Annotated in this window: 11 protein-coding genes; 4 read left to right on the plus strand and 7 right to left on the minus strand. The window is 59.1% G+C overall.

The features are described from left to right. Positions 1–51: 51 nt before the first annotated feature. Entirely contained in the window at positions 52–1,368 is a 1,317-nt protein-coding gene (locus E7738_RS05630; RefSeq protein ID WP_338119169.1) for a glycosyltransferase, read from the minus strand. A gap of 276 nt (positions 1,369–1,644) precedes the next feature. Next, positions 1,645–2,670 carry a Mal regulon transcriptional regulator MalI gene (gene malI, locus E7738_RS05635; protein WP_088515902.1) on the minus strand — a complete coding sequence of 342 codons (1,026 nt, stop codon included), beginning with the start codon at positions 2,668–2,670 and terminating at the stop codon, positions 1,645–1,647. A gap of 177 nt (positions 2,671–2,847) precedes the next feature. Between malI and malX the strand changes: the two genes are divergently transcribed. From malX to add, 3 genes are all read left to right on the plus strand, one after another. Continuing rightward, positions 2,848–4,434 (plus strand): maltose/glucose-specific PTS transporter subunit IIBC, encoded by a 1,587-nt coding sequence (gene malX / locus E7738_RS05640; protein WP_394516194.1) that lies wholly within the window; start codon positions 2,848–2,850, stop codon positions 4,432–4,434. Between the two features lie 2 nt (positions 4,435–4,436). Then, positions 4,437–5,612 carry a MalY/PatB family protein gene (locus tag E7738_RS05645; protein ID WP_394516195.1) on the plus strand — a complete coding sequence of 392 codons (1,176 nt, stop codon included), beginning with the start codon at positions 4,437–4,439 and terminating at the stop codon, positions 5,610–5,612. Between the two features lie 118 nt (positions 5,613–5,730). Continuing rightward, positions 5,731–6,729 carry an adenosine deaminase gene (gene add / locus E7738_RS05650; protein WP_132462733.1) on the plus strand — a complete coding sequence of 333 codons (999 nt, stop codon included), beginning with the start codon at positions 5,731–5,733 and terminating at the stop codon, positions 6,727–6,729. A gap of 62 nt (positions 6,730–6,791) precedes the next feature. Here add and E7738_RS05655 read toward each other — a convergent pair whose 3' ends face one another. The 5 genes from E7738_RS05655 to E7738_RS05675 all read right to left on the minus strand — a co-directional run bounded on the left by E7738_RS05655 (position 6,792) and on the right by E7738_RS05675 (position 12,567). Continuing rightward, a complete protein-coding gene (locus E7738_RS05655) occupies positions 6,792–7,832 on the minus strand; it encodes an oxidoreductase (RefSeq protein WP_021506175.1) in 1,041 nt (346 codons plus the stop codon). Positions 7,833–7,909: 77 nt separating this feature from the next. Beyond that, complete coding sequence (araC, locus tag E7738_RS05660; RefSeq protein WP_021506176.1) at positions 7,910–8,827, minus strand: arabinose operon transcriptional regulator AraC; 918 nt, start codon at positions 8,825–8,827, stop codon at positions 7,910–7,912. A 57-nt stretch (positions 8,828–8,884) separates the two neighbouring features. Then, positions 8,885–9,871 carry an L-arabinose ABC transporter permease AraH gene (gene araH / locus E7738_RS05665; protein WP_394516196.1) on the minus strand — a complete coding sequence of 329 codons (987 nt, stop codon included), beginning with the start codon at positions 9,869–9,871 and terminating at the stop codon, positions 8,885–8,887. A 17-nt stretch (positions 9,872–9,888) separates the two neighbouring features. Next, a complete protein-coding gene (gene araG / locus E7738_RS05670; protein WP_021506178.1) occupies positions 9,889–11,409 on the minus strand; it encodes an L-arabinose ABC transporter ATP-binding protein AraG in 1,521 nt (506 codons plus the stop codon). 174 nt (positions 11,410–11,583) lie between these two features. Next, positions 11,584–12,567 (minus strand): arabinose ABC transporter substrate-binding protein, encoded by a 984-nt coding sequence (locus E7738_RS05675; RefSeq protein WP_394516197.1) that lies wholly within the window; start codon positions 12,565–12,567, stop codon positions 11,584–11,586. 366 nt (positions 12,568–12,933) lie between these two features. On the opposite strand from E7738_RS05675, the gene E7738_RS05680 reads away from it, so the two are divergent. Next, the gene (locus tag E7738_RS05680; RefSeq protein ID WP_238560936.1) at positions 12,934–14,619 is read left to right on the plus strand and encodes a ribulokinase; all 1,686 of its coding nucleotides are present in this window, start codon (positions 12,934–12,936) and stop codon (positions 14,617–14,619) included. The last annotated feature ends 10 nt before the right edge of the window (positions 14,620–14,629 follow it).

A 14,629-nucleotide genomic window follows, 5' to 3' on the forward strand; every position in this document is an offset into this window, starting at 1 on the left:
CCACCGGCGATAACCGGGGATCCGCTTCCTCCACCCGGCGTGATTAATGCGTCAAATCTCTTTAGCGCTGACGCCCGGGGCACGATTCACCTGTGCTGTCTGCTGATAAAAGGCGTCGAGACGGGCGCGAAAGCGCGCCGGATCGTGCTGGTCTTTAATTCTTTGCAGCGCCCGCGCCGAGCGGGTGCTGATCGCCTCGCGCTGCGCCATCATCTGCGTGATGATCTGTTTGAGCTGCGCAATAATTCTGTCCCTGATCGCCTGTTTCTCCTGCGCTGAACCGATAGCGATTTCAAACATATCATTCAACGGACAATCAATAAGCCAGCCGGCCGAAGCCGGGTTTATTTCCGGCAGTGCGCGTACATTGGTGGTAATAACCGGACAGCCGCACGCCTGCATTTCCAGCACTGAAAAGCCGTAGGTATCCTGCCAGGTCGGTAATAATCCCACATCGGTCTGTTCGAGCATTTTCATCAGCCGATCATTTTGCAAAAATGTTTCATGCCTGAAGATTGCCTGTTGATTAATCAGGTCTTCAATCCGCTGATGAAATTGCGCGTCATCCTGCTGCGCGCCGTGCGCGATATTATAGCGATGCTTCAGGTTGCCCGTTAAATTCACCTGCACGCTGTCGGGTTGAATGATGCCTTCTGCCAGCAACTCGCTAAAGGCCAGCACCACTTCCGCCCCACCTTTACGATAAAACTCATTGCCGACAAAGCTGAACGTCAGCTTCGCCTGATTCACCGGTCTGACCCGATCACAGATAATTGCCTGCGGCGGATGCAGCGTATGCAGTTTGGGCAAAATGGCTGCAGCCTGCTGCGGAAACGCCTGTAACAGCTTGATTTGAATCTTTTTCGTCGCGTCGGAGATAGCCAGCAGCGCCGTACACTGCGGTGCCGCGATCAGTTTGAGTTGTTTCTGCAATTGTGGATTATGCAGTTTGGCCATGCCCGGCACCGGCAGCACGCGCGGAATTTCGGTTTCAAATGTCGCCATCCAGCGTTTTTTTGTGCAGGCCACTTCATTAAAAAGATGAATGATTTGCGCATCGTCCGGCACCGAGAACGGTAGCGGCGCGAAAATAAACAATTTATTGGCTTTGCTAATTTTCTGCCTGACGGCGTTACGATAAAACCAGATATTTTTATATTTCAGATTGAGATAATGGTGTGAATCATTGACGATGATATTTCTCTTTTCCGGATAACCTTTCCCATTTACGATTATTTTCATACGTGCCCCGGCACAGGAAAAATAAGCATAGCTGGCAGTATATTCCTCGCCAGTCACAAATCCAGTGAGCAAGTAAACCCTCGCTAAACAATAAGAAAATACACATTTTGTGACAGGTAATAACATCAGCCAGCCTGAATAAAATTCAGGCGCGGCCGGTAAAGAATATTAATCAATACAAAATTCGCGGAATTCAGAAAAATGGCTAACGCGTTGATTTTTATTTAACGCTGGCCATATTATGACAATTTCGTGTCAGGATTTGATGCCGAAGTTTAATCTTTATTTTCTGCTGGCCCGCAATGCATAAGCAGAACGATGATCACAGGCCGGCTGACAATCGGTAAGCAGCGGTAACAGAAACGTGGCGAATAATGACCTGACGCCGGGCGGGCGACAGGCTTAGCGGCCCTGCACCAGCTGCGGCGGCACGATTAACGTCTGCACATCGGCCTGTGGCTGCGCCAGGCGCTGTAATATGCGTTCTGCCGCGCGCCGCCCGACGATGCGCGCTTCACTGCTGACAAACGTCAACGCCGGATCGTTCAGCTCAGGCTGCGGATCGTCGTTGAAGCCGACCAGCGCCAGCTGCTGGGTGTAGTAACTGTCCACGGCGTCTTCCCCGAGGGTGCGGCCGCTGCGCAGCGCGCCGAAATAGCAGCCGAGCGTGGTGCTGGCATTGTGGGCCAGAATAGCGGTAATACGCGGATGCTGATGCAGCAGCGCCTGCGTCAGCGCAGAGACGCTCTGCTGGCGATCGTCACATTCGATAATCCAGTCCGGGCGAAACGGCAAACCGTACTGCAGCAGCGTGGCGCAATAGCCGCCGATACGTTCGGCGCGCGTCAGTGAGGACCCCAGACCGCCCACCCAGGCAATGCGCTGATGTCCCTGTTTGATCAGATACTCGGTGGCCATCCGCGCCGCCTGGCTGTTATCCGGACGCAGCGAATCGACTTTCTCCAGGCTGCTGGCGCGCGCGGCGCAGATCAGCGCAATATTTTGCTCCTGCGCCTGCAGCCGCAGCGATTCCGCCTGCGCCACCGCGCCGCCCAGCACAATGCCATCGGCGCCCTGCGCCGCCAGCGAATCAAAACAGCGCTGCAGATGCTGGCCATGCTGACCACTCTGCGTCAGCACCAGCACTTTGCCCTGCTGCTCCAGCACCTCGCTCAGCCCCGCCGTCATTGCTGCATAAAAGGGCTGGCTGAGATCGCGCACGATCAGGCCAATCACCCCGCTCTCACCGCCGCGCAGCATGGAGGCCGAGCGGTTACGCACATAGCCGAGTTGCTCAATCGCCTGATTCACCCGCGTGGCGGTGGCGGGTGAAATGCGCCCTTTGCCGGACAGCACCAGCGATACCGTGCTGACCGATACGCCAGCGGCCTGCGCGACATCATGGATGGTGATTTTCTGCTGGGACATAGTGTGACGCTTTTCGTAGCCGGAAAATTCAAAGAGGTAAAACGTTACACTGATTCGCATAAAAATAAAGCCTGATGCTCGTCACGCTTTGTGATTATCACCACAAAAAGCCCTGATAAAACGTTTTATCATCCTCCACCACTTTACCCGCTTGTTACTTTTTAGCCAGGAGAGACTATGCCTCACAGCCAACCCAAAATGTCGCTCTGGGAATTTTTCCAGAGCCTGGGGAAAACCTTCATGCTACCCGTGGCGCTGCTGTCGTTTTGCGGCATCATGCTAGGGATCGGCAGTTCACTCAGCAGCCATGATGTACTGACGTTGATCCCGCTGCTCGACCAGCCGTTCCTGCAATATTTGTTTATCTGGATGGCGAAAATCGGCTCCTTTGCCTTTAGCTATTTGCCGGTGATGTTTGCCATCGCCATCCCGCTGGGCATGGCGCGGGAAAACAAAGGCGTAGCGGCGTTTGCCGGCTTCGTCGGCTTTGCGGTGCTCAATCTCAGCGTTAACTTCTGGCTGAACATCAACGGGATTCTGCCGACTACCGATGCGGCGGTGCTGAAAGCCAATAACGTGCAGAACATTCTCGGCATTCAGTCCATCGACACCGGTATTCTCGGCGCGGTGATTGTCGGCATTGTGGTGTTCTGGCTGCACGAGCGTTTTCACAATATTCGCCTGCCGGATGCGCTGGCATTCTTCGGCGGCACGCGCTTTGTGCCGATTATCACCACCGTGGTGATGGGCCTGCTGGGGCTGGTGGTACCGCTGATCTGGCCTTTCTTTGCGCGCGCGATCACCGGTCTTGGCTGGATGATCAACAGCGCGGGCGAATTCGGCCCGATGATCTTCGGCACCGGAGAACGTCTGCTGCTGCCGTTTGGCCTGCAGCATATTCTGGTGGCGATTATTCGCTTCACCGATGCCGGTGGCACCATGGAGGTGTGTGGTCACAGTGTCAGCGGCGCGCTGACCATCTTCCAGGCGCAGCTGGCCTGTCCGGAAACCCACGGCTTCGCGGAAAGCGCCACCCGCTTCCTGTCGCAGGGTAAAATGCCGGCATTCCTTGGTGGCCTGCCGGGAGCAGCGCTGGCGATTTACCACTGCGCGCGCCCGGAAAACCGTCACAAAATTAAAGGCCTGCTGATTTCTGGCGTGGTTGCCTGCGTGGTTGGCGGCACCACCGAACCGATTGAGTTTCTGTTCCTTTTTGTCGCGCCGGTGCTGTACCTGATCCACGCGCTGCTGACCGGTCTCGGCTTCACCGTGATGGCGATGCTCGGCGTGACCATCGGTAATACCGACGGCAACGTGATCGACTTCTTCGTGTTTGGCGTGCTGCACGGCCTCTCCACCAAATGGTACTGGGTGCCGGTGATTGCCGCCGTGTGGTTTGTCGGTTACTACGCCATCTTCCGTTTCGCCATCACCCGCTTCAATATCAAAACGCCGGGCCGTGAAGCAGAAACCAGCCGCGTTGAGCAGCAGGTCAGCCGCGCCGGTGTCGGCAAATCCGGCTACAACACGCCAGCGATTCTCGCGGCGCTGGGCGGCGTTGACAACATCACCTCGCTGGATAACTGCCTGACGCGCCTGCGCCTGTCGGTCGCCGACATAAGCAAGGTCGACGATGCCGCGCTGAAAGCCAACGGTGCCATTGGCGTGGTGCACCTTAACCAGACCAATCTGCAGGTGGTGATTGGCCCGCAGGTGCAGTCGGTCAAGGATGAAATGGCCCATCTGATGAGCGCAACGGTGTAAATATGCAGGCGTTTAATTTTGATCGGGTGGTGGATCGCCACGGCAGCTGGTGCACGCAGTGGGACTTTGTCGCCGACCGCTTTGGCGTGCCAGATCTGCTACCTTTCACCATCTCGGACATGGATTTCGCCACCGCTCCCTGCATCATTGACGCGTTGCAGCAGCGGCTGAATCACGGCGTGCTGGGCTACAGCCGCTGGCAGCACGAGGATTTCCTCTCCGCCCTGCAGCACTGGATGCACAGCCGCTTTGCCAGCGAGGTCGCGGCAGAGTCGCTGGTGTATGGCCCGTCGGTGATTTATATGGTGGCGCAGCTGCTGCGCCACTGGACGCAGGCGGAGGATGAAGTGCTGATTCACACGCCCGCCTATGATGCGTTTTACCAGACAATCATCGGGAATCAGCGCAGGGTGCTGGAACTGCCGTTGCAGCGCGCTGGCGACACATGGCGCTGTGATATGGCTCAGCTGGAAACCCTGCTGGCGCGGCCGCGCTGTAAGGTGATGTTACTGTGCAGCCCGCACAATCCCACCGGCAAAGTGTGGCAGCGCGCAGAGCTGCAGCAGATGGCGGCACTGTGCGAACGGCATGGCGTGAGCGTGATCAGCGACGAAATCCATATGGATATGGTGCTGAGCGAGGCGCGCCACACGCCGTGGTGCGAGGTGGCACAAGGCCGCTGGGCGCTGTTTACCTCGGCCTCGAAGAGCTTCAATATTCCGGCGCTGACCGGCGCCTGGGGCATTATTCCGCACGCGGACGATCGCCGGGCATGGTTTCACGCGCTGAAGCAGCAGGATGGGCTGTCGTCACCGGCGGTGATGGCGCTGGCTGCTACCATTGCCGCCTACCGTCACGGCGCACCCTGGCTCGACGCGCTGCGCGATTATCTGCGCGCCAACATGCAGCACATTGCGCAACGGCTGAACGCAGCGTTTGCCGGACTCAACTGGCAACCGCCGCAGGCCACTTATCTGGCGTGGATTGACATCGCACCGCTGGCCATTGATGACGTCGCGCTGCAGCAGCGGCTGATCCACCAGCATAAGGTGGCGATCATGCCGGGCAGTACTTACGGCAGTGCCAGCCGCAACTATCTGCGTCTCAATGCTGGCTGCCCGCGCAGCAAGCTGGATGACGGCCTGGACCGGCTGATTGCCGCACTGCAATCGTTCTGAACGGGGGCGGATGCTGATTAATTCAGCATCCGCTGCCCGGTTTGCGCAAATCACTGGCGCGGTTGCGCAAGATGTTTTTATAATGGTCTGCACTTTACGTTAATTCAGCGAGTGCGACATGATTGATGCGAAACTTCCCCTCACCGACCTTCACCGCCACCTCGATGGCAATATCCGCGCCCAGACCATCCTTGATTTAGGTCGCCAGTTCAATCTTGCACTGCCCGCCGATACGCTGGATACGCTGCGTCCCCACGTACAGGTGACGGCCAACCAGCCGGACCTGGTGAGCTTCCTGCAGAAACTTGACTGGGGCGTTAAAGTGCTGGGCGATCTCGACGCCTGCCGCCGCATTGCGCTGGAAAACGTCGCTGACGCCGCGCAGGCCGGTATCCATTACGCTGAGCTGCGCTTCTCACCGGGCTACATGGCGATGAACCATCACCTGCCGATCGCCGGCGTGGTGGAAGCGGTGATTGATGGTGTGCGCGCGGGCGTGCAGCAGTATGGCGTTGATGTGAAGCTGATTGGCATCATGAGCCGCACCTTTGGCGAGGAAGCCTGCCTGCGCGAGCTGGAAGGACTGCTGGCGCACCGCGACGGCATCACCGCGGTCGATCTGGCCGGTGACGAACTGGGCTTCCCGGGCAGCGAATTCCTCAGCCACTTCAACCGCGCCCGCGACGCCGGATTCCGCATCACCGTGCATGCCGGTGAAGCCGCCGGACCGGAGAGCATCTGGCAGGCGATCCGCGAGCTGGGCGCTGAGCGCATCGGTCACGGTGTCAAAGCGATTGAAGACCGCGCGCTGATGGATTTCCTCGCCGAACAGCGCATTGGCATTGAATCCTGCCTGACATCGAACATTCAGACCAGCACCGTGGCCTCGCTGGCCAGCCATCCGCTGAAGGCGTTCCTGCAGCATGGCATTCTGGCAACCATCAACACTGACGATCCGGCGGTACAGGGCATTGAGCTGGCGCATGAATATGAGGTCGCTGCGCCACAGGCGGGCCTGAGCGCCGCCGAGATTCGCCAGGCGCAGGAGAACGGTATTGCCATCGCCTTTTTAACCGAGGCGGAGAAAGCCGCGCTGCGCCAGCGCGTGGCGGCATAAGCCATAAAAAAGGAGCGCAGATTGCGCTCCTTGTTGATCGGCTGGCGATAACGCCGTCCGGTTTACTTCAGTGACAGGGTCTGGCGTTTCTCCGCCGACTGCAGGCCAAGCTCAATCAGCTCCATCACCTGAATCGCCTCTTCCGCCGTAACCGGGTTGGCACCATTACCGGCAATGGCGTCGCGGATCGCCGCATAATAGGCCGGATAGTTGCCCGGCAGCGTCAGCAGCTCTTTTTCCACCATCACGTCGCCCTCGGCCAGCGTCAGCGTGCCGTTGCGCATGTCGTAGCCCCACTCTTCACGCGGCGGACGTTCACCGGCTTTCAGACGGTCCTCCTGCGGATCGAGCCCATACTTAACGTAGCTGCCGCGCGTGCCGTGCACCACAAAACGCGCCGATTCCGCCGCTACCAGCATGCTGGCGTGCAGCACCACGCGCCGGGTGGGATAAGTCAGCACCGCGTGGAAGTAATCGGTGGTTTGCGCGCCCGGACGCAGTTCAGCCATGTCGACGTTGATCGCCACCGGCGGTCCAAACAGCTGCAACGCCTGGTCCAGCACGTGCGGTCCAAGATCGAACCAGATCCCGCTGCCCGGGCCTTTCATTTCGCGCCAGCGCTGACGCACTTCCGGACGGAAACGGTCAAAGTGCGACTCCAGATAGCGCACCTCGCCCAGCGTGCCGTCGTTCAGCAGCGTTTTCAGCGTCAGGAAATCGCTGTCCCAGCGGCGGTTATGGAACACCGACAGCAGCAGCCCTTTGGCTTTGGCCAGCTGATCGAGCTCGCGCGCCTGTGACAGCGTCACGGTAAACGGTTTATCGACCACCACATGCTTGCCGGCATTAAGTGCCGCTTTGGCGAGCGGGAAATGGGTGTCGTTCGGGGTAGGAATTACAATCAGGTGCAGCGTCGGGTCATCCAGCAGTGCCTGAGGATCGGCCACCACCTGCACCGACGGCCAGTCAGCGTGCACTTTACTGGCATCGCTGCTGGAGATCGCCGCCAGCTCAACGTCTGGCGTACCGGCGATCAGTGGCGCATGGAAGGTTTTGCTGGCAAATCCGTAGCCAATCAGGCCGACACGTAGTTTATCGCTCATTCTCATTCCTCTTGTTCGTGACCTGACTGATTTAAGACGAATCAGTCAGTAAGAACAAGGCGGAATCACCTGAAAGCTCAGGAGATCGCACTCCGTGCCGGTTGCCAGCTCTCCTGGGCCACCAGTGCGTCGTGCGCATCCTGACTGCGGCGGCGGAAATCGCTCGGACTGACGCCCACCCGCTTGCGGAACACGCGCGAGAAGTAGAGCTGGTCGTCGTAGCCGACCTCGCGCCCCACCGAGGCGATCGGTTCCTGAGTGGTTTGCAGCAGCAGCTTGGCGCGGATCACCCGCTGATCTTCGCGCCAGCGCAACAGGTTGATTCCCATCTGCTCGCGGAACAGGTGGGCCAGACGCGACGGCGACAGACAGACGTGGCGCGCCACTTCCTCGATTTTCACCTCGCTGGCCAGATGATTGGTGACGTACTGGCAGGCTTCAATCACGCGCGGATCGCGAATTTGCTGATGGCTGCGCGGATCCTCTTCTACCGCACGCAGCAGCAGGCGTTCCAGCAGATTCATCGCCAGCTCTTCGGCGAAGCGGCGTCCGGAATTATGCGTCTGTTCAATGCTGGCAAACAGGCGGTCAAATTCGGCGCGCAGCGCATCCGGCAACCGCAGCCGGCCAACGCCCTGGTTCTGATCCTGCCACTGCAGCCAGTCGGTCCAGTAGGCGCGCGGACGGAAATAGACCCAGCGATGATGCCAGCACGGACTGTCCGGCGCGCGGCCATAATAGTGCGGCGTTTTCGGCTGAAACAGCAGCAGGTCGCCCGGCTCGCAGTCAAACGCTGACGCTCCGTCAAACACCCGTCCCTGACCTTTGATGGTCAGATTGAGGATGTAACCTTTCATGCCGTGCGGGCGATCGATAAAAAAATCGAGCTGATCGCCGGCGTTGATCGGCGTCAGCCCGGCCACCAGCCAGGCGTTAAACGGATAGCCCGGCAGTAAAGGATTTTGCTGTTCACTCGGCGCTTCGCGGTGGTACATAAGGATCTCCCGGTTCGCGTGACGTTGGGGCGCAGCGTTGCGGCTGCGCCCGCGGGATCAGGCGGTTCTGCTTTTCTGTTTGTAACGGTCAAAGATCACCGCCGCTAACAGTATCAAACCGCGCACCACATACTGTGAGAATGGCGAGATATTCAATAAATTCATCGCATTCTCGACGGTACCCAGAATCAACACCCCGGCGACCACGTAGGAAATCTTGCCGATACCGCCCTTCAGCGACACGCCGCCCAGCACGCAGGCGGAGATGACGATCAGCTCATAGCCGAGCGAGGTCATCGGCTGACCGCTGGTCATGCGCGAAGCCAGGATAATGCCGGCCGCCGCTGATACCAGCCCGGAAAGGATAAAGATGATGATGCGCGTGCGCACCACCGGCACCCCGGCCAGCCGCGCCGCTTCCACGTTGCCACCAATCGCCAGCGTGTTGCGGCCAAAGGTGGTTTTGTTCAGCAGGAAACCGAACACGATCATGGTGGCGATGGTCAGCCAGATCGGTGCCGGCACGCCCAGCCAGTTGGCGTAGCCGAGGGTGAAAAAGCGCTCATCCTCAATCCCCACCGCTTTACCGTCGGAGAAGATATAGGCCAGGCCGCGCACAATCTGCATGGTCGCCAGCGTGGTGATCAGCGCGTTAATCTTCAGACGCGCAATCACGAAGCCGTTAACGAAGCCGGTGGCCATACCAAGCAGCAGGCCGGCGGCGACGCCGATCCACAGGCTTTCGGTCATGTTGATCACCACGGCGGTGACGACGCCAGCGCAGGCAATCACCGACGCCACCGACAGGTCAAAATCGCCGGAGGCGAGGCAGAACAGCATGCCGCACGCCACCATGCCGGACATCGACATCGCCAGGCCCAGCCCTTTCATGTTGATAAAGGTGCCAAAATTAGGCACGAAGATGGCGCAGACGATAAACAGCAGCGCAAACACCACCAGCATGCCGAAGTTGTCCCAGATGCGCCCGAGCTGCAGGCCACTGCGCTGCACCGGTGGCGTATTGGACGTGGTAGATGAAGCCATTTTTACTCTCCTTTACCTCAGGCCACGGCGGCCGCTTGAGTGGTTTTCGGCATGGCCAGGCTCAGCGTCAGCTGCTCCGTGGCGGCGTCGTGGGGCAGTTCACCGGCAATCTCACCTTCGCGCATCACTACGATGCGGTCGGCCAGTCCCATCACTTCGGGCAGATCGCTGGAGGCAAACAGCACCGCGATCCCTTTGTTCGCCAGCTGATAAATCAGGTTATAGATTTCATGTTTGGCGCCGACATCAATGCCGCGCGTCGGTTCGTCGAGCAGGATCACGTTCATCTCCTCCGACAACCAGCGGCCCAGAATTGCCTTCTGCTGGTTGCCACCGGACAGATTCATGATCAGCTGATGCGCACCCGGCGTTTTGATGTTCAGCGAGCGAATGTGGTGGTCCGCGTTTTTCGCTTCCCAGCCCGGCTTGATCAGACAGCCGGCACTCAGGTTGTGGCGGCGCGCGCTGATATTGATGTTCTCGCGCACCGAGTGCACCGGAATGATACCTTCGGCTTTGCGATCTTCCGGGCACAGCATGATACCGGCGCGGATGGCATCAATCGGTTCGCGGATGTTGAGCTGCTTACCGTCCAGCGTGACCGTGCCTGCGCGCAGCCGGGTGGCACCAAACAGCCCTTTCATCAGTTCGCTGCGGCCGGCACCGACCAGTCCAAACAGACCGACGATTTCTCCGGCGCGCACCGTCAGCGATATCGGCATCCGCACGCCTTTCGCTTCCACCTGGTCCAGCTGCAGACGCACGGGACCCAGCTCACGTGGCGCGTAGCCATAGATATCTCCGAGGTTGCGTCCGACCATCGCCTCCACCAGATCGTCATGGTGGGTATTGGCCATATCCGTGAAGGTGCGCACGTAGCGCCCATCCTTAAACACGGTGATGGCATCGCTCAGCGCGAAAATTTCTTCCATGCGATGCGACACATACAGCACCACCCGGCCCTGCTCGCGCAGCTGGCGAATCACGCGGAACAGATGCTCAATTTCGCGCGCCGACAGCGAACTGGTCGGCTCATCAAAAGCGATGATGCGCGCGTTGCGCGCCAGCGCTTTAGCGATTTCGACCATCTGCCACTGGCCGAGCGACAGGTATTTCAGCGGCATGTCGGGGTCGATATCCATGCCAAGATTTTTCAGCTGCAGACCGGCTTCGTAGCGCAGCAGCTTGCGATTAACCAGCCCGCGCTTGTGCGGCAGCTGGCCAAGATAGATGTTCTCCGCCACGCTCATTTCCGGTACCAGATGCAGCTCCTGGTAAATGATCGCTACACCGGCATCCAGCGCATCAACGGTATTGCTGAAGCTTTTCGCTGTGCCTTTGATGCGGATTTCGCCGCCGCTGGGCTGATAGCTGCCGCTGAGGATTTTCAGCAGCGTGGATTTGCCCGCGCCGTTTTCTCCCATCAGCGCGTGCACTTCACCGGCGCGGCACTGAAAAGAGATATCCTGCAGCGCTTTCACGCCAGGGAAGGTTTTGCTGATGCCATGAAATGACAGAAATGCTGGATCCGTGTTCATGGGAACTCCTGAGCCTCTATGTTTCGCACCGTAGCGGCGTTGGCTGCGCACATTTACCCCGGTCACTGATCTCAGTAAGCTCCCGGGGATAAACGTGTTTGCCGCCTTGCTACAGCACGAACTATGCCGGCTGCCTGTTAATTAACATCACATTGAGGACGGCTTAAAACCGACTTACATCAGCCCTTTCTTCGCCAGCTCGGTTTTGAAATTGTCGCGGGTGATCAGCACCACGTCGGTCACTTCGGTGAATTTCGCTGGCTCCTGTCCTTTGGTCACCCAGTTGTAGAGCATTTCGCTGCTCTTATAGCCGTGCACGTCCGGGCTCGGCAGCAGGGAACCGTAGAAGCCGGTTGGCGCGCCTTTTGACAGCTCGCTTACCGCGTCCACGCCGTTGATACCGATGCCGATCACGTCCGGTGCCTTGAAGCCCTGGCCTTCGGTGGCGCGCACGCCGCCCAGCACGGTGTTGTCGTTCATGCCGACAATCAGCCAGTGCTTCACTTCCGGATGCTGCACCAGCAGCGAGTTACCGGCGTCAAACGCGCCCGGGATATCGTTAGATTTGGTCGGCACCTGATAAATCTGCTTCTCCGGGAAGCCGGCGGCTTTCAGCGCGGCCATTGAGCCACCGGTGCGGCGGCGTGCGGTATCCAGTTCGTTAGCAGTAATCGCCATCACGGCGGTTTGCTTCACATCCCAGCCGCGTTTCTGCATCTCTTTGTACAGCTCCTGGCCCTGACGCTCGCCGATTTTGGTCGCCGCCATCATCACCAGCGGTACGGTATCCATTGGCTTGCCTTTGGCGGTGACAAACTGGTCATCCACGGCAATCACTTTCAGGTCATAGCTGCGTGCTTTGGCGACGATGGCCGAGCCCAGCTTGGGATCCGGGGTACAGATGACAAAGCCTTTGGCGCCGCTCGCCGCCAGGCTATCGATAGCGTTCAGGGTTTTTTCACCGTCCGGCACGGCAATTTTGATCACTTCAAAGCCGAGATCTTTGCCGGCCTTATCGGCGAATTTCCACTCGGTCTGGAACCAGGGTTCCTCCGGCTGTTTGACGAGAAAACCGAGCTTCATGGTCTCGGCGATAGCGGATTGTGACATAAGCGCGGCGAGGCCTGCGGCCGCCATTGCTTTAGTGAATTTATGCATGATGCTCTCCGGCACAATGGTGTTTTATCGCTGTTATCAACGAATCGGTGTAAACGCTACCAATCAGATTTCACGTTCGGGTACAGCGCAAAATCAGCGCGTTAGCTCAAAGGTTGTACAAAGGCTGTGCAAACGCTGGGCTAGTTGTAGCGGGAAAAGCGCGGAAAAATGTAGAGCGGTATCACATCCCAAAACGATGACTAAATCCTCCATATATTCAGCAAAATTAACCGGACATTAACTTTTGCTGTCGATCACACAACCCCGCCGATGACAGAAAAGTGCATATTCTCAGCCGCTGATGACTAACCGCCGCCCGCGCCCCATTCCAGGATAGAGCGAGACAACTCACACAGGAGAATCCCGATGAGCGCGGGTGCCATAACAATTGGGCTGGATTTCGGCAGTGACTCGGTACGGGCGCTGGCCGTGGAGTGCCACAGCGGTAAAGAGCTGGAAAAGGCGGTGGTCAACTATCCGCGCTGGGCAAAGGGTGAATTCTGCGATGCCCACGCCAACCGCTTTCGTCATCATCCTCAGGATTATATTGATGCGCTGGAACAAGCCATCGTCAGCGTGGTGCAGGCGTTAAGTCCGGCGCAGCGCGCCGCGGTGGTGGGTATTGGCGTCGATTCTACCGGCTCGACGCCGGCCCCCATCGATCGCGACGGCAACGTCCTCGCGCTGCGTCCGGAATTCGTCAGCAATCCCAACGCCATGTTTGTGCTGTGGAAAGATCATACCGCCATAGAAGAAGCCGAAGAGATCAACCGCCTGTGCCGCAGCGGCCAGTTCACCGACTATACCCGCTACATCGGCGGCGTTTACTCCTCCGAATGGTTCTGGGCCAAAATCTTGCACGTATCGCGTGCCGATGCCGCGGTGCGTGAGGCGGCGGTTTCGTGGGTAGAGCTGTGCGACTGGGTGCCTGCGCTGCTGAGCGGTACCACCGCACCGGCCGATCTGCGGCGCGGACGCTGTGCCGCCGGGCACAAATCATTGTGGCATCCGGAGTGGCAGGGTTTACCGCCGGCGGCGTTCTTTCGCGCGCTCGATCCCATGCTGGTGGAACAGCTCGATTCGCCGCTGTTCAGCGATACTTTTACCGCCGATGTGCCGGTCGGCACGCTGTCGGGCGAATGGGCGCAGCGTCTTGGCCTGTCAGAACAGGTGATGCTGTCCGGTGGCGCCTTTGACTGCCACATGGGCGCGGTTGGCGCGGGCGCACAGCCGTACACGCTGGTGAAAGTCATCGGCACCTCGACCTGCGACATCCTGATCGCCGACAGCGAACAGGTGGGCGATCGCGCGATCAAAGGCATCTGCGGTCAGGTCGACGGCAGCGTAATGCCGGGCGCCATCGGCTGTGAAGCCGGACAATCGGCGTTCGGCGACATCTACGCCTGGTTCAGTCGCCTGCTCGGCTGGCCTTTGCAGCAGGCGGCGCAGCGCCATCCTGAATTACAGCCGCAGCTGGCCGCGCTGCAGCAGGATTTGATCCGCCAGCTGACCGACGCCTGGGCGGCAAATCCGCAACTCGATCACCTGCCGGTGGTGCTGGACTGGTTTAACGGTCGCCGCACGCCGGACGCCAACCAGCGCCTGAAAGGCGTGATTACCGACCTCAACCTCGGCACCGATGCGCCCGCGCTGTTCGGTGGCCTGATTGCCGCCACCGCCTTCGGCGCTCGCGCCATCATGGAGTGCTTCGAACAGCAGCAGATTCCGGTGCAGAACATCCTGACGCTCGGCGGCATTGCGCGCAAATCCCCTGCCATCATGCAGGCCTGCTGCGATGTGATGAACCGGCCGCTGGACATTGTCGCTTCCGATGAGTGCTGCGCGCTGGGCGCGGCGATTTTTGCCGCCGTTGCCGCCGGCGTTTACCCCGATGTGCCGGCGGCGCAGCAGGTGATGGCCAGTCCGATTGCCGTCACCCTGCAGCCGGACAGCGCGCGCGTGGCGACTTATCAGCAGCTTTATCAACGTTATCAACACTGGTGCCAGGCGGCTGAACCGCAGTACGCCGCGCGCGCCGCATCCGCTAAGTAAAGGAGCGATG

It is taken from the genome of Pantoea sp. SGAir0430, assembly GCF_043549295.1.

Coding starts and splice junctions, on each gene's coding strand:
- araG (WP_021506178.1), bottom strand. CDS start 11,409: ATGAACACGGATCCAGCATTTCTGTCATTTCATGGCATCAGCAAAACC.
- malX (WP_394516194.1), top strand. CDS start 2,848: ATGCCTCACAGCCAACCCAAAATGTCGCTCTGGGAATTTTTCCAGAGC.
- E7738_RS05655 (WP_021506175.1), bottom strand. CDS start 7,832: ATGAGCGATAAACTACGTGTCGGCCTGATTGGCTACGGATTTGCCAGC.
- add (WP_132462733.1), top strand. CDS start 5,731: ATGATTGATGCGAAACTTCCCCTCACCGACCTTCACCGCCACCTCGAT.
- E7738_RS05675 (WP_394516197.1), bottom strand. CDS start 12,567: ATGCATAAATTCACTAAAGCAATGGCGGCCGCAGGCCTCGCCGCGCTT.
- malI (WP_088515902.1), bottom strand. CDS start 2,670: ATGTCCCAGCAGAAAATCACCATCCATGATGTCGCGCAGGCCGCTGGC.
- E7738_RS05630 (WP_338119169.1), bottom strand. CDS start 1,368: ATGTTATTACCTGTCACAAAATGTGTATTTTCTTATTGTTTAGCGAGG.
- araC (WP_021506176.1), bottom strand. CDS start 8,827: ATGTACCACCGCGAAGCGCCGAGTGAACAGCAAAATCCTTTACTGCCG.
- E7738_RS05680 (WP_238560936.1), top strand. CDS start 12,934: ATGAGCGCGGGTGCCATAACAATTGGGCTGGATTTCGGCAGTGACTCG.
- araH (WP_394516196.1), bottom strand. CDS start 9,871: ATGGCTTCATCTACCACGTCCAATACGCCACCGGTGCAGCGCAGTGGC.
- E7738_RS05645 (WP_394516195.1), top strand. CDS start 4,437: ATGCAGGCGTTTAATTTTGATCGGGTGGTGGATCGCCACGGCAGCTGG.